The sequence below is a fragment of the Snodgrassella sp. ESL0323 genome (assembly GCF_013346865.1).
Taxonomy (GTDB): domain Bacteria; phylum Pseudomonadota; class Gammaproteobacteria; order Burkholderiales; family Neisseriaceae; genus Snodgrassella; species Snodgrassella alvi.
In genome coordinates, this window is record NZ_JAAEDT010000025.1 from 1 (window position 1) to 18,596 (window position 18,596).

At 38.0% G+C, this 18,596-nt stretch carries 28 protein-coding genes; 24 read left to right on the forward strand and 4 right to left on the reverse strand.

All coding sequences use genetic code 11. The features are described 5' to 3' along the window. Positions 1 to 93: 93 nt before the first annotated feature. Positions 94 to 342, reverse strand: coding sequence for a hypothetical protein (locus tag GY065_RS13105; RefSeq protein ID WP_202984087.1), 249 nt, complete (start codon positions 340 to 342; stop codon positions 94 to 96). Positions 343 to 465: 123 nt separating this feature from the next. On the opposite strand from GY065_RS13105, the gene GY065_RS11050 reads away from it, so the two are divergent. The 6 genes from GY065_RS11050 to GY065_RS11075 all read left to right on the forward strand — a co-directional run bounded on the left by GY065_RS11050 (position 466) and on the right by GY065_RS11075 (position 4,762). Continuing rightward, positions 466 to 1,287: an RHS repeat domain-containing protein gene (locus tag GY065_RS11050; RefSeq protein WP_202984088.1), complete on the forward strand. Its 822-nt coding sequence runs from the start codon at positions 466 to 468 to the stop codon at positions 1,285 to 1,287. Between the two features lie 7 nt (positions 1,288 to 1,294). Further along, complete coding sequence (locus GY065_RS11055; protein ID WP_025315306.1) at positions 1,295 to 1,588, forward strand: hypothetical protein; 294 nt, start codon at positions 1,295 to 1,297, stop codon at positions 1,586 to 1,588. A gap of 138 nt (positions 1,589 to 1,726) precedes the next feature. Next, positions 1,727 to 2,518 (forward strand): RHS repeat domain-containing protein, encoded by a 792-nt coding sequence (locus GY065_RS11060; protein ID WP_194241858.1) that lies wholly within the window; start codon positions 1,727 to 1,729, stop codon positions 2,516 to 2,518. A gap of 3 nt (positions 2,519 to 2,521) precedes the next feature. Next, positions 2,522 to 2,902 carry a hypothetical protein gene (locus tag GY065_RS11065; RefSeq protein WP_037474199.1) on the forward strand — a complete coding sequence of 127 codons (381 nt, stop codon included), beginning with the start codon at positions 2,522 to 2,524 and terminating at the stop codon, positions 2,900 to 2,902. Between the two features lie 44 nt (positions 2,903 to 2,946). After that, complete coding sequence (locus GY065_RS11070) at positions 2,947 to 4,317, forward strand: RHS repeat domain-containing protein (RefSeq protein ID WP_174834159.1); 1,371 nt, start codon at positions 2,947 to 2,949, stop codon at positions 4,315 to 4,317. After that, on the forward strand, positions 4,310 to 4,762 hold the full coding sequence (locus GY065_RS11075) for a hypothetical protein (protein ID WP_174834158.1): 453 nt from the start codon (positions 4,310 to 4,312) through the stop codon (positions 4,760 to 4,762). Before GY065_RS11070 ends, GY065_RS11075 begins: the two co-directional genes overlap by 8 nt. Positions 4,763 to 5,004: 242 nt before the next feature. Here the strand turns inward: GY065_RS11075 and GY065_RS11080 are convergent, their stop codons facing one another. After that, positions 5,005 to 5,175: a hypothetical protein gene (locus GY065_RS11080; RefSeq protein WP_174834160.1), complete on the reverse strand. Its 171-nt coding sequence runs from the start codon at positions 5,173 to 5,175 to the stop codon at positions 5,005 to 5,007. On the opposite strand from GY065_RS11080, the gene GY065_RS11085 reads away from it, so the two are divergent. The 4 genes from GY065_RS11085 (at position 5,149) to GY065_RS11100 (ending at position 8,203) form a co-directional block, all read left to right on the forward strand. Then, the gene (locus GY065_RS11085) at positions 5,149 to 6,378 is read left to right on the forward strand and encodes an RHS repeat domain-containing protein (protein ID WP_174834161.1); all 1,230 of its coding nucleotides are present in this window, start codon (positions 5,149 to 5,151) and stop codon (positions 6,376 to 6,378) included. The two genes, GY065_RS11080 and GY065_RS11085, sit on opposite strands and share 27 nt — an antisense overlap. Beyond that, entirely contained in the window at positions 6,379 to 6,882 is a 504-nt protein-coding gene (locus GY065_RS11090) for a CPCC family cysteine-rich protein (protein WP_174834162.1), read from the forward strand. A gap of 77 nt (positions 6,883 to 6,959) precedes the next feature. Continuing rightward, complete coding sequence (locus GY065_RS12865) at positions 6,960 to 7,562, forward strand: RHS repeat-associated core domain-containing protein (protein ID WP_202984089.1); 603 nt, start codon at positions 6,960 to 6,962, stop codon at positions 7,560 to 7,562. A gap of 29 nt (positions 7,563 to 7,591) precedes the next feature. After that, positions 7,592 to 8,203, forward strand: coding sequence for a DUF1963 domain-containing protein (locus GY065_RS11100; protein ID WP_174834163.1), 612 nt, complete (start codon positions 7,592 to 7,594; stop codon positions 8,201 to 8,203). 37 nt (positions 8,204 to 8,240) lie between these two features. On the opposite strand, the gene GY065_RS11105 is transcribed toward GY065_RS11100, so the two are convergent. Continuing rightward, positions 8,241 to 8,411, reverse strand: a complete 171-nt coding sequence (locus GY065_RS11105; protein WP_174834160.1) for a hypothetical protein — start codon at positions 8,409 to 8,411, stop codon at positions 8,241 to 8,243. Here GY065_RS11105 and GY065_RS13110 point away from each other — a divergent pair. Both GY065_RS13110 and GY065_RS11115 read left to right on the forward strand, forming a co-directional pair. After that, positions 8,385 to 9,617, forward strand: a complete 1,233-nt coding sequence (locus GY065_RS13110) for an RHS repeat domain-containing protein (RefSeq protein ID WP_202984090.1) — start codon at positions 8,385 to 8,387, stop codon at positions 9,615 to 9,617. The two genes, GY065_RS11105 and GY065_RS13110, sit on opposite strands and share 27 nt — an antisense overlap. A 3-nt stretch (positions 9,618 to 9,620) precedes the next feature. After that, a complete protein-coding gene (locus GY065_RS11115) occupies positions 9,621 to 10,037 on the forward strand; it encodes a hypothetical protein (RefSeq protein ID WP_025315281.1) in 417 nt (138 codons plus the stop codon). A 264-nt stretch (positions 10,038 to 10,301) separates the two neighbouring features. Here the strand turns inward: GY065_RS11115 and GY065_RS11120 are convergent, their stop codons facing one another. After that, entirely contained in the window at positions 10,302 to 10,502 is a 201-nt protein-coding gene (locus tag GY065_RS11120) for a hypothetical protein (protein ID WP_172338477.1), read from the reverse strand. Positions 10,503 to 10,562: 60 nt separating this feature from the next. Between GY065_RS11120 and GY065_RS13455 the strand changes: the two genes are divergently transcribed. The 12 genes from GY065_RS13455 to GY065_RS11180 all read left to right on the forward strand — a co-directional run. Next, complete coding sequence (locus tag GY065_RS13455) at positions 10,563 to 11,348, forward strand: RHS repeat domain-containing protein (protein WP_174834164.1); 786 nt, start codon at positions 10,563 to 10,565, stop codon at positions 11,346 to 11,348. Continuing rightward, positions 11,348 to 11,626 carry a hypothetical protein gene (locus GY065_RS11130; protein ID WP_065602982.1) on the forward strand — a complete coding sequence of 93 codons (279 nt, stop codon included), beginning with the start codon at positions 11,348 to 11,350 and terminating at the stop codon, positions 11,624 to 11,626. Before GY065_RS13455 ends, GY065_RS11130 begins: the two co-directional genes overlap by 1 nt. Positions 11,627 to 11,691: 65 nt before the next feature. After that, on the forward strand, positions 11,692 to 11,889 hold the full coding sequence (locus GY065_RS13650; protein WP_371731963.1) for a hypothetical protein: 198 nt from the start codon (positions 11,692 to 11,694) through the stop codon (positions 11,887 to 11,889). Between the two features lie 53 nt (positions 11,890 to 11,942). Beyond that, positions 11,943 to 12,398, forward strand: coding sequence for an RHS repeat domain-containing protein (locus tag GY065_RS11140; protein WP_174834165.1), 456 nt, complete (start codon positions 11,943 to 11,945; stop codon positions 12,396 to 12,398). Continuing rightward, entirely contained in the window at positions 12,359 to 12,721 is a 363-nt protein-coding gene (locus GY065_RS11145; RefSeq protein ID WP_174834166.1) for a hypothetical protein, read from the forward strand. Before GY065_RS11140 ends, GY065_RS11145 begins: the two co-directional genes overlap by 40 nt. 98 nt (positions 12,722 to 12,819) lie before the next feature. Next, positions 12,820 to 13,059 (forward strand): hypothetical protein, encoded by a 240-nt coding sequence (locus GY065_RS11150; protein ID WP_174834167.1) that lies wholly within the window; start codon positions 12,820 to 12,822, stop codon positions 13,057 to 13,059. 3 nt (positions 13,060 to 13,062) lie between these two features. Then, the gene (locus GY065_RS11155; RefSeq protein ID WP_174834168.1) at positions 13,063 to 13,893 is read left to right on the forward strand and encodes an RHS repeat-associated core domain-containing protein; all 831 of its coding nucleotides are present in this window, start codon (positions 13,063 to 13,065) and stop codon (positions 13,891 to 13,893) included. A 238-nt stretch (positions 13,894 to 14,131) separates the two neighbouring features. Then, positions 14,132 to 14,491: a hypothetical protein gene (locus tag GY065_RS11160; protein ID WP_174834169.1), complete on the forward strand. Its 360-nt coding sequence runs from the start codon at positions 14,132 to 14,134 to the stop codon at positions 14,489 to 14,491. Positions 14,492 to 15,576: 1,085 nt separating this feature from the next. After that, positions 15,577 to 15,795 carry an HNH endonuclease gene (locus GY065_RS11165; protein WP_174834170.1) on the forward strand — a complete coding sequence of 73 codons (219 nt, stop codon included), beginning with the start codon at positions 15,577 to 15,579 and terminating at the stop codon, positions 15,793 to 15,795. Further along, a complete protein-coding gene (locus GY065_RS11170; RefSeq protein ID WP_202984091.1) occupies positions 15,755 to 16,126 on the forward strand; it encodes a hypothetical protein in 372 nt (123 codons plus the stop codon). The genes GY065_RS11165 and GY065_RS11170 overlap by 41 nt, the downstream gene beginning before the upstream one ends. Positions 16,127 to 16,427: 301 nt before the next feature. After that, entirely contained in the window at positions 16,428 to 16,721 is a 294-nt protein-coding gene (locus GY065_RS11175) for a hypothetical protein (RefSeq protein ID WP_174834171.1), read from the forward strand. Positions 16,722 to 17,607: 886 nt separating this feature from the next. Then, the coding region (locus GY065_RS11180) for a hypothetical protein (protein WP_202984092.1) at positions 17,608 to 18,596 on the forward strand (989 nt) is incomplete at its 3' end.

The following is an 18,596-nucleotide window of genomic DNA, read 5'->3' on the forward strand; positions in this document are numbered from 1 at the left end:
TTAATTATGATCTTTTCTCAAGAAAAATATCAAACGTTCTTGCACCGTCATTCAGATTTTTTTTTGAAGAATATGTAAACTTACGGACGTAAATTAAGACTGTCGCAACCAGAGATACTGGGAAACCTTGCATATGATGCCGCTGTCAACCTGCTGGACAGCAAATACAGAGAAGACTACAGCAACTACAACCTGATTCGCTGTAACCAGCTCCTGCATTTCAGAGGGCACCACTACAGCTACGACGAGCACGGCAGAACTCAGACCAAACAGACCATCGGCGCAACCCAGCACTATCATTACGATGCCGAACACCGTCTGAGCGAAGTACGCATCGAACAACTCAACAAAACCGAACGATACCGCTACCTCTATGACGCCCTTGGCCGACGTATCGAAAAACATCAGATAGACCGCGAAGGCAAACCTTACAACCGTATCCGCTTCCTGTGGGACGGCTTAAGAATGATTCAGGAAACCGGCCCGAATCACCCCACCAGCCTGTATATCTATACCGACCAGAACAGCTACGAACCATTGGCGCGGATAGACACAGACGGCAACCAAGAACAACATATCCGCTACTTCCACACCGACCTGAACGGCTGTCCGGAAGAGCTGACCGACGAAAACGGCGAAATACTGTGGGAATGTAGCTTTCAGTTATGGGGAAAGCGGATTCATGAAATCGAACATATCCCCATCCAACAAAACCTCAGATATCAGGGACAATATTTAGACAGGGAAACCGGCTTACATTACAATACTTTCAGGTATTATGATCCGGATATAGGTAGATTTACTCAGCCAGACCCGATTGGGTTGCTGGGTGGCTTGAATCTGTATCAGTATGCATTTAATTCTCTAATGTGGATTGATCCATTAGGATTAGCACCATGTGCTAAAGTAAGTGAGTTTGATCGTATAAAAAGTGGTAAAGTCTATAGAGTTATTAGACAAGATGAAAACATATCTTCTGGATTGTTTTCACTAAACCCAAATAATATAAAAACGGTTGCAGGACATGTAACATCAGGAAGTCGTTCTCCATCTCAGTTTATATCTGCAACCAAAGATTTAAGTATCGCTGAAAAATGGGCTAGTAAAACTGGAAATAGAATAGTTGAAATAGACTTGAGTAAAATTTCGGGTGGGGCAATTAATATATCTTCTACTAAAGGTCTTGACCTCTTAGGTAATCAATTTGCAAGACGATTAGCTAAAGGTTTTTCGGAGGTGCTATTTGACGCACCTATTCCAGCAAATGCAATAAAACTAATTAATTAGGTATTTTATGAAAATTATAAATTCTGATGTTAATGAAAAGATTATCGGTGTAGTTGAAAAAATTAGATTACTAGATAAGTTAGATGAACAAACAATGAATGATCTCTATACTTCACTGGATGAGATGGTAACTAATTATAAAGAAAAAAATTTTATTTCAAAGGAATTAGCATATAATCTTTTAGTCCTGCATGACAATTTAGAAGGTGCTTTAAACTTTGGCTCTTATGAAGACATGGAGTATATAAGTAATATTAATTCAAAAGTAAGCGAATATATTGAAAAAATATTTCTAAGTTAAAAAGAAAAACTGAAATTAAATCAGGATGACTAATGGTACTAACACTATGACGCCCTTGGCAGATGCATTGAAAAACGGAAGTTAGACCGCGAAGTTTAACCGTACAACCGTACCCGCTTTCTATGAGACGGGTTAAGAATGATTCAGGAAACCGGCCCGAATCACCCCACCAGCCTGTATATCTATACCGACCAGAACAGCTACGAACCACTGGCGCGGATAGACACAGACGGCAACCAAGAACAACATATCCGCTACTTCCACACCGACCTGAATGGCTGTCCGGAAGAACTAACCGATGCAAACGGTAAAATACTGTGGGAATGTAGCTTTCAGTTATGGGGAAAGCGGATTCATGAAATCGAACACGAATCAGTAGAGCAAAACCTCAGATATCAGGGACAGTATTTAGACAGAGAAACCGGCTTACATTACAATACTTTCAGGTACTATGATCCGGATATAGGTAGATTTACTCAGCCAGACCCGATTGGGTTGTTGGGTGGGTTTAATCTGTATCAGTATGCACCTAATGGGTTGACTTGGATTGATCCTTGGGGGTGGAGTTGTGGATCTAGTGCTTATAAAGGCAAGCTTAATTCGGCTGCCTCTAAAATGAAGCCTATTCAACGAGGAACAAAAGAATGGAAATTGGCAATAAAAAATACACAGGCAGCCTTGTTAGCTGGTGATAAATTTCAGGTAAAAGTTAAATCAAGTACTGATGCTAAAGCTTTTTTAAAAGAAGCTCAAGGAAATATGAACCGTTATAAAGCGCATACTCAAAGTTCTAGACCTGATGGTGTGGCTAAATATCCTAAAGGATACGAACAACACATGAGTCCAGAAAGCGGTTTTGGTGATACTCCGCATATTAAATGGTATAACAATGGAACGGATGGTCATATTTTTTATGATATTCCAAATTAAATTATGAAAAATAATTATTCATTTAAACAATTAATTAATAAAGAAATTATTTCAGACTTTGAGAAAAATGATATTTTTCTGAGTATGCTAAATATTATACATACAGGAAATTTATTATTATATACAACCTCCTTTTCTGACTTAATTCCTTTTTTCACAAAGGAAAAATATTATATTGCACATAAATTAGTTTCTTATAAAGGAAAAAAAATAATAATAAAAGGAGAAATGTTTAAAGTCTCAAAAAGTGAGCTAATAAATTTTATTCAAAAATCAATAAATATTGGCGATATGCGAGAATTTCTAATTTCGCCAATTTTGACTAATAATAAAAAGGAAGTTCTATATTTAACAGAAGATTCATATTATTTATATGAGTCTTAGTTTTATTTAACTATGCATATTGGAAGTAAATACATCGCGACAACTTGCACCGCGAAGTATTACGTACTCAGGGATGCCTGAACACCCAGTTCAAATACGACCGCAACAGCCGGCTGCAACACAAACAGATACGGCGCAATCAGAATCCCATCCTGCCTGATATCCTCATCGAACGCAGCTACCAGTACGATAACCTCGACCGATTGGTAAGCAAAAAACACAGCAAACACGGCCAGACCGATTACCGCTATAATCACACTGGCAGAATCGAAGGCTGCCGTAACCAGAGATACTGGGAAACCCTGCAATACGATGCCGCTGCCAACCTGCTGGACAGCAAATACAGAGAAGACTACAGCAACTACAACCTGATTCGCTGTAACCAGCTCCTGCATTTCAGAGGACACCACTACCGCTACGACGAGTACGGCAGAACTGCCAGCAAACAGACCATCGGCACAACCCAGCACTACCACTACGATGCTGAACACCGCCTGAGCGAAGTACGCATCGAACAAACAGGCCGCAGCCAGCGTTACGGCTACGTCTACGACGCCCTTGTCCGGCGTATCGAAAAACATCAGATAGACCGCGAAGGCCAACCCTACAACCGTACCCGCTTCCTGTGGGACGGCTTAAGAATGATTCAGGAAACCGGCTCGAATCACCCCACCAGCCTATATATCTATACAGATCAGAACAGCTACGAACCACTGGCGCGGATAGACACAGACGGCAACCAAGAACAACATATCCGCTATTTCCACACCGACCTGAACGGTTGTCCGGAAGAGCTTACCGATGCCAACGGCGAAATACTGTGGGAATGCAGCTTTCAGTTATGGGGAAAACAGATTCATGAAATTAAGCACGAACCCATAGAGCAAAACCTCAGATATCAGGGACAATATTTAGACAGAGAAACTGGCTTACATTACAATACTTTCAGGTATTATGATCCGGATATAGGTAGATTTACTCAGCCAGACCCGATTGGGCTGCTGGGTGGGTTTAATCTGTATCAGTATGCGCCTAATGGGTTGACTTGGGTCGATCCGTGGGGGTTAATGAAATGTGGCCTTACAGGGAAGGAAGTTGGCAATGCAACTAACTTACCTATCATTAAGCGTGGTAGCCCTGAATGGAAGAAAGCAACTGAAATAATTCAGAGAGGTGGTAAATCCAATTTTAGAGTGAAGGATAAAGCTACTGCTGAACAACTGTTAAAAGATGCTAGAGGAAAGATAGAGATTCAGCCTACTTACTCTGAAATTCCATACAAAAAAGGTTATGAACATCACCCTAATGAATCGCATACAATAAATGCACCAGAGAATAATATACTCCACATAAAATGGAAGGATTGGAGTTTGGGTAAAAAATCTGGTGGAGCTGGGCATATATTTTATGAATAAAAAATTATTAACCATTGATGAAAAAAAATATCCTATTGCATGGAGATTTAATTCTAAAGATTGCTTGCTATCTTTTGATGAAAAAAGACAGATTATTTTTCTTGATACGGAGGAATCTAGTAATTTTTGGGATGTGACATTCCCATTTAACCATTTAATGAAAATGCATTCGTCATTTTGTTCTGTTATAGAAAAAATTAATTTGGATTTTGATCATCCTAACGAATCTTCTTTATTTTTCAAAAATAAATTAACAGACATTTCATTTGCTTTTTTCTTTTGGGGGAAAAAAGCGAGTGCTATTGTACCAGTGGATATTTTTGTAAAATCATGGGATGATTTTTTTTACCCAAGTGATGAAACAAATATTCTTTTAATTCCCAATGGAAATAAAATGATTTTCTCTTATGAAAAAACATTTTTTTACGCAAATATATCCTTTTGATAAAGATTCAGAAAATACCAGTTGCTGATGTTACCAACTTTATTTTAGCAGATTATAGTTAAGTAAAACTGCAACCTGAGTGTAATAATCAATCTACTTACGTCCACCATTATACCCACAAAAAATTAATTGTTTAGACCAGCGAACAGAATAAATGCCCGTAGCACGTCACCCAAATCAAACAAGCACAGCGTGACGGCAACACCGACCAAACTGAACGCGACAACCTGTACCGCGAAATATTACGCACTCAGGGACGTCTGAACACCCAGTTCAAATACGACCGCAACAGCCGGCTGCAACGCAAACAGATACAGCGCAATCAGAATCCCATCCTGCCTGATATCCTCATCGAACGCAGCTACCAGTACGATAACCTCGACCGATTGGTAAGCAAAAAACACAGCAAACACGGGCAGACCGATTACCGCTATGATCACACCGGCAGAATCGAAGGCTGCCGTAATCAGAGATACTGGGAAACCCTGCAATACGATGCCGCTGCCAACCTGCTGGACAGCAAATACAGAGAAGACTACAGCAATCACAACCTGATTCGCTGTAACCAGCTCCTGCATTTCAGAGGACACCACTACCGCTACGACGAGCACGGCAGAACTGCCAGCAAACAGACCAGCGGCACAACCCAGCACTACCACTACGATGCTGAACACCGCCTGAGCGAAGTACGCATCAAACAAACAGGCCGCAGTCAGCGTTACGGCTACGTCTACGACGCCCTTGGCCGGCGGATTGAAAAACACCGGCTGGACCGTGACGGTAAGCCATGCAACCGCACCACCTTCCTGTGGGACGGGCTGCAGATGATTCAGGAAAGCAGTGCAGACAAACGGCAGAGCCTGTATCTGTATACTGACGAAGGCAGCTATGAACCGCTGGCACGGATAGACAGAAACGGTAATCAGGAACAACACATCTACTACTTCCACACCGACCTGAATGGCTGTCCGGAAGAACTAACCGATGCAAACGGTAAAATACTGTGGGAATGTAGCTTTCAGTTATGGGGAAAGCGGATTCATGAAATCGAACACGAATCAGTAGAGCAAAACCTCAGATATCAGGGACAGTATTTAGACAGAGAAACCGGCTTACATTACAATACTTTCAGGTACTATGATCCGGATATAGGTAGATTTACTCAGCCAGACCCGATTGGGTTGTTGGGTGGGTTTAATCTGTATCAGTATGCACCTAATGGGTTGATGTGGATTGACCCACTTGGATTATGTTTTAGTAGTGTCAAATGGAAAAAAGGACAAAGTATTTGGAAAAAAGGCAAGTTAAGCGAACACTATAATAAGCATGTTGTAAAACAGAGCGAATTTGGTAATATTAGTATGAAACAATATCACGAGCAAATGGAAAAATTCTTAATTGAATCATCTCACAATTTTAAAGAAGCAAAAATTGGTAACCAACTCATTAAATTTGATCCAAATACAAATAGAGTACTTATTGGTCATGCGAAAGATAGAGAAATTCTTTCATTTTATAAAGCTCAATCAAGTCTTGTTAAAAATGCCCCTTTCACCGATGCTATCAATGATAGCATTACGGAAAACAGGACTTTCAACAACGGATGTTATTTATAAATGAAAATAATAAGTAGAAAATTAGCATTAACTCATTTGGCTATAAATAAAATTACACAATGTTCAGAAAAAGATATTGATAATATTCTTTTTGCTGATTATTTTAATGAAGAAGGCGAGCATATAGAATATACAAATATTTATAATGATTCTATTCAGGAGTTTCTATTAAATTATTTTATTGATGTAAGATTAAAGGGATATTCTAATAAATATTTACAACAATTTCTTACCGCCTTATACAAAGAAAATTTTTCTATTGTCGGGGATGAAGATATTTTGAAAATATGCCCTTGTTGTCGTTATTTAACTTTAACCAGTCGAGGAAATTATGACATTTGTCCATTATGCTATTGGGAAGATGATGGAAAATCATTTAATGAATTAGATAATTACAGTTATGTAAATCATTCGACTCTTAGAGCATATAGAAAAAAATTTGAAGAGAGAAAACTTGAATTAAATAATATACCATATAAATTAGCAAGTAGCATTGCTGAGTAGATATAGAGCTATACCAACTTTACCTGCTATAAATATACTTACATCAGCAAAATACTCTGGGAATGTAGCTTTCAATTATGGGAAAGCGGATTCAGGAAATCGAACACAAACCCATAGAGCAGAATCTCAGATATCAGGGGCAATATTTAAACAGGGAAACCGGCTTACATTACAATACTTTCAGGTACTATGATCCGGATATAGGTAGATTTACTCAGCCAGACCCGATTGGGTTGCTGGGTGGGTTTAATCTGTATCAGTATGCGCCTAATGGGTTGACTTGGATTGATCCGCTAGGACTTGCAGCACTTTATGATATAGGTACATATGGCAGCTTAAATGGAACAAAACATGTAGGTGATAACCTACAAGCCCATGAACTTATTCGCCATGAATATCTGAAACAATTAGGTCTGGCTGATAAAGCACGATTGTCTTCGAATCCTTCGATTGCGCTAGATCTTGATCATCATACTAGAAGTCCTTCTAAAGATTCACGAGGAATTGGAGGAGTACATTACCATGAAGCACAAATTAGGGCAGAGAAAGGATTAGGTCGTAATCAATTCGCGTCAACAATCAAAGAAGAATTGGATATAACATCTGAAGCTCTGAGAAGAGCTGGTGTTCCTGAAGAGAAAATTGGTATACTGAGAAAAAAAATCAGAGAGATTTTATAAAAAAATTAGCAAATGTTAATGGAGATATCATGCAACAAGTATATGAACTTATACCTTCATCAAATGAAAATAGTGGTATCAAATTTGGTGGAGGAGCATTTATTGATGGCCAGTGGCTCCAAAATCCATTAGGTGAAAATTTAACATTATTATTCACAATTGATAATGATAAATTATCTGACTCTATTAGTGGAATTAATCTTCCTAAAGCTAAATATATTTCCGTATTTTCAACATATAATGAAAATAGATATTTCTTGGACGATATTGTTTATTCCGGTGATGATGCAGAACTTGATCACTTAAAATCAGGATTTACAAGAGTAACGCTAACAGACATATCAAAGCTATGCGAAAATAGTAATAACCTTGTTCCTCAATATCTTGAATTAAAAAAAACACAATTAGAGAATAGTGATTATCCAACATTTTCTTTTTTGTCAAATAAAATACCCAATGGAATTGTTGCTTGTGAAAAATTAATGCATGAATATGATTTTATTGGTCAATTATATTCATCAGATATTCCAGTTCATGATGGTGGAGCATTATTTTTATCTGATGCTATTGGGTATTTATTTTTAAAAAAGAAAATTGATGATTTTAATAATGCGGGTCTTTTTTTTGCTCAAACGGCATAATTATTTTAACATAACTATCTAACTGCACCGCGAAGTATCACGCACTCAGGGACGTCTGAACACCCAGTTCAAATACGACCGCAACAGCCGGCTGCAACGCAAACAGATACAGCGCAATCAGAATCCCATCCTGCCTGATATCCTCATCGAACGCAGCTACCAGTACGATAACCTCGACCGATTGGTAAGCAAAAAACACAGCAAACACGGGCAGACCGATTACCGCTATGATCACACCGGCAGAATCGAAGGCTGCCGTAATCAGAGATACTGGGAAACCCTGCAATACGATGCCGCTGCCAACCTGCTGGACAGCAAATACAGAGAAGACTACAGCAATCACAACCTGATTCGCTGTAACCAGCTCCTGCATTTCAGAGGACACCACTACCGCTACGACGAGCACGGCAGAACTGCCAGCAAACAGACCATCGGCACAACCCAGCACTACCACTACGATGCTGAACACCGCCTGAGCGAAGTACGCATCAAACAAACAGGCCGCAGTCAGCGTTACGGCTACGTCTACGACGCCCTTGGCCGGCGTATCGAAAAACATCAGATAGACCGCGAAGGCCAACCCTACAACCGTACCCGCTTCCTGTGGGACGGCTTAAGAATGATTCAGGAAACCGGCTCGAATCACCCTACCAGCCTGTATATCTATACAGACCAGAACAGCTATGAACCACTGGCACGTATAGACACAGACGGCAACCAAGAACAACATATCCGCTACTTCCACACCGACCTGAATGGCTGTCCCGAAGAACTTACCGATGCAAACGGTAAAATACTGTGGGAATGTAGCTTTCAGTTATGGGGAAAGCGGATTCATGAAATCGAACACGAACCCATAGAGCAAAACCTCAGATATCAGGGACAATATTTAGACAGAGAAACTGGCTTACATTACAATACGTTCAGGTATTATGATCCGGATATAGGTAGATTTACCCAGCCAGACCCGATTGGGCTGCTGGGTGGCTTGAATCTGTATCAGTATGCGCCTAATGGGTTGACTTGGGTCGATCCGTGGGGATGGAGTTGTGGTGTTGTAAAACCCCGAAAAGCGTCTCAATTGCCTGTAACAAAACCAGGAACAAAAGCATGGCAAAAAGCAGTAGAAAAATTAAGGATGGCTAGAGGACATGCAACTGATAATGATGGCAATAACATTCACAATATACGTGTTCCAAATCAGCGCGATGCTCGACAGCTAATTGAAGAGGCTTTTGGTAAAGGCTTTCCACATAATAAACCTCAAACCAAAACTGGAAACCGTGGCTATGAATATCATAGACCTCCAGAATCTACAGTCCCATTTGATAATGATCTTCAACACATAAAATGGTATGACTGGCAGACTAAACAAGGGGCAGACGGACATGTATTTTATGATATATGGAATTAATTTATGGACCTATTATTTTCGACATATACTCATTTTTTTGGTACAAACATTGAGCACGATAAAGCAATAGAAATTAGAAAAGTTATTATTCATACTTTCAGAAAACCTTTTATTAAAAAAGATATGAAGACTCATGGTCCTTTATGGAATCAATATATAGCGCCCAAAGGAGCGATTGATATTACTAATCTTGATACAGATAAAAATATACAGGGTTATGTATTAGTCGATGGAAAAGGAAAAAATATGTACTTATTTTTATCTTCTTTGAAAAATTTTTTATCATATCTAGAAAATAGAAATGATGGTTTATTTCCTGCTATCTATTTTGTTAATAAAGATTTTACCTTTTGTCTTGGAGAAAATGGCGAAAGAGGGACAATGCAACCTATTTATGTTTATAAAGGGGTAAAAATCTAATAAAAGCGGTGATTTTATTATTAAATACGATGAAAATGGAATATAAGTTTTATTAATAGATGAGTTAATTGCGGATATGGCTAGAAGAGATTGATGTCTATAACTAGTTATATATCAATTATATGTTTTTTGAATAAAATAAAGAAATTCTTATAGGTAAACAAGATATTTTAGAAATATGCTTTTATTTTTTACTTTATCATCTCAGGGATATTATGATTTTATGAATTATACTATATATTATATTAATAATATATCATATAGTTATAGCTTTATAATGATTCGACTCTTAGAGAGCATAGAAAAATTTAAATTAAATAACAAACCAAACAGACCATCGGCACAACCCAGCACTACCACTACGATGCTGAACACCGCCTGAGCGAAGTACGCATTGAGCAAACAGGCCGCAGCCAGCGTTACGGCTACGTCTACGACGCCCTTGGCCGACGTATCGAAAAGCATCAGTTAGACCGTGAAGGCAAGCCTTACAACCGTACCCGCTTCCTGTGGGATGGGTTAAGAATGATTCAGGAAACCGGTCCGAATCATCCCACCAGCCTGTATATCTATACCGACCAGAACAGCTATGAACCACTGGCACGTATAGACACAGACGGCAACCAAGAACAACATATCCGCTACCTCTACACCGACCTGAATGGCTGTCCGGAAGAACTTACCGATGCAAACGGTAAAATACTGTGGGAATGTAGCTTTCAGTTATGGGGAAAGCGGATTCATGAAATCGAACACGAACCCATAGAGCAAAACCTCAGATATCAGGGACAATATTTAGACAGAGAAACCGGCTTACATTACAATACTTTCAGGTACTATGATCCGGATATAGGTAGATTTACTCAGCCAGACCCGATTGGGTTGCTGGGTGGCTTGAATCTGTATCAGTATGCGCCTAATGGGTTGACTTGGATTGACCCGTGGGGGTTAAAATCAATATTGCCAGATGATGCTATTGTATGCAGAGGTGGAGCATGCCTTGCTGATTCATTTAAAAATGGTAGTGGTGTTGTAGTTGATGGTACAGGCAAGTTGGATGGAGTTTCAGTAAACAGCGCAGCAGGTAAGACATTAGATCAACTAACTGAAGGTATTCCACACAATAAAGTAGGCGTTACAACGGTTGGAGATATTCGAGCTGCAGGTGGAGATGTTATACCTTCTCCAACTAAAAATAATCCTCATCATGCAACTTTATCAGGTATTACAGCAAAGCAAGCAGAAGCTTTGATGACACCTACTCAGAAGAACCCATCGGCCAAACCAAAATCCAACAAAAGGAATTGTTAATGCAACAAAATAATAAAATATCCGATGATGAATTGAATTTAATAAAACAACGATGTGATAAAGCGACTAAGGGGCCATGGATATCTTACGTCGAAGGTAGAGATCATTCTAGTGGTTCTAATTTTATTATGACTGGAGATGAAAATAATCGCGGGGATGATATTGAGCTTATTGGCGGAACAATAGATGATCAAGAGTTTATTGCACATGCACGACAAGATATTCCTCGATTAATTAATGAAATTAAAAGACTGAAAAAATTAATTGTAGATATATAGTTTAAAAATACAATATCACCGGCAGAATCGAAAGCTGCCAAAACCTGATTCGCTGTAACCAGCTCCTGCATTTCAGAGGACACCACTACCGCTACGACGAGCACGGCAGAACTGCCAGCAAACAGACCATCGGCACAACCCAGCACTACCACTACGACGCCGACCACCGCCTGAGCGAAGTACGCATTGAGCAAACGGCCGCAGTCAGCGTTACAGCTACGTCTACGACGCCCTTGGCCGGCGTATCGAAAAACATCAGATAGACCGCGAAGGCCAACCCTACAACCGTACCCGCTTCCTGTGGGACGGGCTGCAGATGATTCAGGAAAGCAGCGCAGACAAACGGCAGAGCCTGTATCTGTATACTGATGAAGGCAGCTATGAACCGCTGGTGCGGATAGACCGGACCGGTAATCAAGAACAACACATCTACTACTTCCATACCGACCTGAACGGCATGCCGGAGGAGCTGACGGATGAAGCCGGTGAAATCGTCTGGGAATGCTCATACCAGCTGTGGGGTAAACCGGTACAGGAGATTGCCCATACAGAGATACAACAGAATCTGAGGTATCAGAGACAGTATTCAGACAGAAAAACCGGACTGCACTACAATCCCTTCAGGCACTACGATCCAGATATGGGCCGCTTTACCCAGCCTGACCCGATTGGGTTAGCCGGCGATTCACTCCAACACAGAAAATCCAGGAAAAGCAAAGGAAGGAACTACACATGGTTGCCCAACAAGCACAAGCTAATTGTCAAAAAATAGATAAAGGATTAAATAGTAGAATATTTGCAGATTTATATAATGAGAGAGTTGTAGATGTAGATATTGTTGGTTTAGCTCAGACAGATGAAATAAAAAACTATATGGGGGAAACTATCTTCTTAAAAGAAGGTGATTACGTTTATTTGTATTTGCCAGTTGATGAAATTTTGCCAGAGTATGTTTTCTCTGAAGGGTTTGTTATTCCTAATCCATATGAATTTAAACCATACAAATGGTGTTGTAAATTAACAAGAGAACTTGAATATATTGAAGATTATGAATCTAGTAGATATAGTAATGATGAAAAAAACGCTGGTAGCTAAAAGTTATTAGTAGGGAATAAATGAAAAAATAGAAATGATGCCTAGATTTTATTCTTCCGATTTTTTATTACTATCTTCGTGCAACCACGGCTAAGCCAGTGCATGGAACTAATGAAGAGTACTTTAATTTCAAGTATCGAGAAACCCTGCGCAGCCAGGGCAGAATGCATACCAGTTTTCAATACGACCGCACCAGCCGCCTGACCGGCAAACAGACCAAACGTCCAGGAGCGGGCATCCTGCCGGATATCATACTGGACCGCAACTACAGCTACGACAATCTAAACCGACTGGTAAGCAAAAAACACAACCGACAGGGACAGAGCGATTACCGCTAAGACGTGACCGGACGCATCGAAAGCTGCCGCAACGAAGCGTACCGGGAAACCTTGCAATACGATGCTGCGGCCAACCTGCTGGACAGAAGACGCTGTGAAGAAGAAAGCAATCAGAACCTGATCCGCTTTAATCAGCTGCTCAGCTTCCGCGGACTGAAATACAGCTACGACGAACACGGACGTACCCGCAGCAAACAAACCGCCAGCGGTACCCAGTATTACCATTACGATGACGAACATCGCCTGACCGAAGTGCGTATCGAACAGCTAAACCATACTAAACGCTACGGCTACGTCTACGATGCCCTCGGCCGGCGGATAGAAAAACACCGGCTGGACCGTGACGGCAAGCCGTGCAACCGCACCACCTTCCTGTGGGACGGGCTGCAAATGGTTCAGGAAAGCGGCGCAGACAAACGGCAGAGCCTGTATCTGTATACCGATGAAGGCAGCTATGAACCGCTGGCGCGAATAGACAGAAACGGTAATCAAGAACAACACATCTACTACTTCCATACCGACCTGAACGGTATGCCGGAGGAGCTGACGGATAAAGCCGGTGAAATCGTCTGGGAATGTTCATATCAGTTATGGGGCAAACCGGTACAGGAGATTGCTCATAGAGAGATACAACAGAACCTGAGGTATCAGGGACAGTATTTAGACAGAGAAACCGGACTGCACTACAATACTTTCAGATACTACGATCCGGATACAGCTCGTTTTACTATGCCGGACCCGATTGAGTTAGCCGGCGGATACAATCTTTATCAGTATGCCCCCAATGCGTTTATGTGGATTGATCCTTGTGTTTTACTGGTAATAACATTCTAGATGAAAATGAATTTTGGAATGTTATAAAACATTCAGTAAAAAAACCAAACTAGATGTAAAAGGAGCTCGTGTATATGAAGTTATTAAAAAAGTTGATATTCCTGGAATAAAAAAAGTTTTTTTCACTTAGATACGTTACATAAGAATGAATTTGAAGTTTATGATTCACAGTAAAAGCATAAAGCTGTATATGACCTTAACGGTAAAAAAATAGGTGAAAGAATAAAAGGAAGACGATGTGGATAAACGTAAAAAATTAGAAAAATATATTTTGAATGAATTTCAAGCGGTGGATAATAAAACGTTTTTATATCAACTGCATGAAGATTGTTTTTTTAATAAAAAAAAATTTTCTAAGTTGTTAACTAAATGTAATAACTTAACGAAAGAATATTGTGAATTTGGCAAGAGTAATAATTATAATGAGGTTGTTAAAAGTATATTTGCTATTTTCCAGTATACTTTTTTTGCATTATTTAATCATTTTGCTGAAAATGATATCTTTATAATAAGTAATTATGGCAAAGATTTAACACCAAGGGATGTTTCAAAGTATTATTTCCAAATTAGTGAAATAACTAAAAAAATTATTTTATGATTGAGCCATGTCATAAAAAATCTTTCAAATATATTTTTAAGGTTTTTTATTATAACTAAGCAATGATTGTATATACATTATCATTACATCAAAAGCTACTGCAACGAAGCCTACTGTAAAACTCTGCAGTACGATGCTGTAGCCAACCTACTGGACAGAAGAGTTTGACTAAAGCAAAGAGTACTCTTTATTTTTCATTTGAAATTGATATTTAAATTAAAACAATTAGATGAGCAGAATCATAAATTAAGATATTATATAGAAGTAAATATTCAGTTGAGAAATAAAAACAATAAATTTAAAGGGGGTATAAAACATGGGGGAGTATGTCCTTAAAACAGGAAATAATTTTGGAGGTGTATATGGCAGAATGGACAGATTATTAGTATGGATTTTATACTAACAAACCCATAGATTTTGTATTGTCCGAATGGAGAAAGAAAGTATTAGCTTAAATTATAAGTATGATTATAGTATTGATGAATGTGATAAATTTTTATTTTGTAATAAAAATAATGAAATGTATGAGTATCATCTTGAAAATGGTTATAACATCGATATGCAAGGTGAAGGTTGTTTCATGATAGAGGAAAAAAAGAGCGCAATTGAGAGGAAGGGCTACTTTATTTGAGTTTGTAAAGTAACTCTAATATCGGATTTGAACCTCGCGATATAGATTTGCGCTTTAATAGCTTATTTTACTACTCTCTTGTATTACCAGAAGAACCTGAAAATTCAAGTTTTAGTTAAAAGATACGCAATTTTTTGATCAGTATTCTTGATGAGGAAAATGATAGAATTGAATAAAAAGTACTCTTTGTTTCATCACAAGATTAATTTAGTTTCAGAAAAAAATAATATGAATAGAATTTTTTGATAGTGAAGCGGTTAAATATTAGGTTATAACATTCTACCCGATTAAATTTTAAGTAGATAGGATGCTATTTTTTTATTATATTGTATGTTTTCAGTCAATGGCATCGCGTTTGAAGCGGTGCTCGATCTAATGATGCTACCTGCTGCAAAGCGCAGGAAATGAGTCTATTTATGATCGAATACAAAAAGACTCTGCTTTTAGAGGAGAAATGCAAAATAAATATCCTGGAGTTGTTCAACATGTACAACCAAACTCAAAAAATCAGTTTAAAGGCAAAGCTCCACCAGGGTTAACATGGCATCATGAAAATAAAGATAGTGTATTGAGTCTTGTTGATTATAAAGATCATAGAACCTATCATAAAATTTATCATTCCGATGGTTCTGGTGGCCGTAAAAAATGGGATAGCGGAACAATATGTAGATAAAAGTGAGGCAAATATGATTACTGTAACTGGGTTCACTAATTTATTGAAAATTTCTAAAAATATTTCCTATTATGAGGCGTGGGGTCTCTTTGTTGATTTAGATTTTGATGATACGAAGAAATGTATTGAATCAGCCAACTATTATCTTTCTGAAACGACAGATGAAGATGAAGATATGTATGAACAGGAAGATAAATATCTAGCTTGGCTAGAATACGCAACATTTTTGGATATTATTTCTAATAAACTGGACCATCACCCTAATGCCTCTGAAGACGATTTAATAGAGGCTGTGATTTATTATCTTGAACTAGATGATTTTCTGGATTAATAATAAAATCGGCAATATACATGAATAAAAATATTTAATTAAGATAATTTTAATTTTTATTAGTATAAAATTGGATAGTGCTATATTCGCATAGATGTCATTATATGAAGACACAGTGAAGAAAACAGCAACTAAAACCTGATCTGCTTTAACTAGCAGCTTAGCTTCCGTGGACTGAAATACAGCTACGACGAACACCGGCTTACCAGTAGCAAACAGACCGCTGACGGCACCCAATATTACCATTACGATGCCGAACACTAAATGGTGAGAGAGTCACAATTTATATAGAAAGATAGAAATGTTAAATATCGTTAAACATATTGATAACGAGATTATTTCGTTAAAAGGTAGTAACTATGAATTAAAAATAAAATTAAATTTATTAAAAAAATTTGCTATATTTTTATCTCAAAATGAGATACAAGGTAAAATAGACAAAATTATACCAATTATTGAAATGAATACAGGATATTCAGAATATAGAATAATAAACGATTGTGAATCTGATAACAAAGAATTATGGCTAGAATATATATACGAAAATAATATAATTAGATTATATCCAGGAGATTTATTAGTAAAAATGAAATAATATTATAAATATATAATAATTATTAAAAATTCAATTTTTTGATTATAAATATATTTATTAAATACTTAAATTGAATCCAGAATACGTAAACAAAAATAGTTCCAAGACAAAATATCAAGCTAGGCATACTACTGGAGCGCAGTTACAGTATGAAATATTCATTATATAGTTGGAAAGGTCGTAGATAAATTACCTTCTATAACACTCGAAACAATTTCACAATCTGATCGTTTAAGGGTTAAACCTATGTCTGAAATATTAATTGATACTGTTGATTGGGGAAATCATTAATGATCTAAATTAAATTTGAATCTGGTGAATCTAGAGAGTTTAATCTAACTACATTTGGTGGTTCTGATCTAAATAATTTAAAACTTCATACAGCTATATTTGAAAGATATTCTTTAATATATATAAATTTCAATTATAAATATTTATTTAATGTAAATTTTTGCATATTGTAATTTAAGGATAAAAAGCAATGTAAACATAGTTAATAAAATTGTTATTGAAGTAGTTTCACTCTAAGCGATCAATAATTTCTTTTTAGATAATGCCATTTAATCAGGAAAGTAACTAATTGCGGAACAAGTACAATAATTACGGAATAGACAAATTATAATTTATATTATTTGTTAAATAAAACAATATTTTGAATATATTCAATTATTTTGTTCGTATGACTTTTTATCAGTATTTCAAATGCCTTATATATTATGAGCATAATATTTATTACTTTTTGAATATTAAAAAACAACATTGAATTAAAAAATATTAATTTATGTCAAATTATATTTATTTAAGTTATTTTTTCATTTAATTTATAATATTATTAATATTAATTTACATATTTTGTTTTATTTTTATCCGCAAAGGGGAATTCAATATGGGGAAAGCATACTGGGCAGCCCGTGAGGGAGATGTACTTTTACATACCTCCATGCTCGCAGATCTTGTAGAGGCTGCCGTTGAAATAGTCTGTTATGCGGCCATAACAGCCGCAGTAAGCCTGGCAATCTTTGGCACGGTAGCAACTGGCGGACTGGCTGGATTTGCCATAGGCATACTTGTTGGTGTAGTCATGAACCTTACAGGAGGTGACAAGTTAATATCAGGGTTAGCTGAAGCAGCAGCAGCCAGCAGCATATTTCCGCTATCCGAAGATGGTAAGATTAAAACCGGTTCCCAAAATACTCGTACCAATAGCTTACCTTCCGCCCGTGCAGCAGGCATAGTAAAACCAGCTCAAAAAATAGCAAATAATGAACAACCGCAACAACCGGAAAGTTTTATCGATACAGCTGGCAATATATTGAAAGGAATAGAAAAAAACCTAAAACAAATGGTCAGACCGACCGTCGCTTCGCCGGATCCGAATACAACCGAACCCAGAGATGACGACAAAATTAGTTGTAAAAAACACCCGTCTTCTTTCTCCGATATTGGTATGCCAGGTTCGCTGGGACTGACTGCTCTGGTTTCGCCGGGACTGGCTGCTATAGAACTCGGGATTAGCGTTATCAGTGCCGGAATAGGAGCTATATCCGGAGCGGCCGAATATCTGGCTGAAGGCTCCAAAAAAGTCTATATCAACAGCCAGCCGGCAGTACGCAGCAATGACCGCAGCACCTGCGAAGCCAAAGTCACAGAAGATTGCGACGGTGGTAAGAAAGTCTCTAACAATGTACGTATCGGCGGAGAGTCTGTTGTTGTCCGCGAAATCAAAAGTGGCAAACACCCAATCGGTTTGATACTTTCTGTCATCATGGCGGCAAGGCGTCCCGGTAAAATTTGCACAAAAATATTCTGTTTCGCTACAGATTTTATGATTGGTGCTGGTAGCAGTATGATTACCTCGACCCTGGTAGACGCACT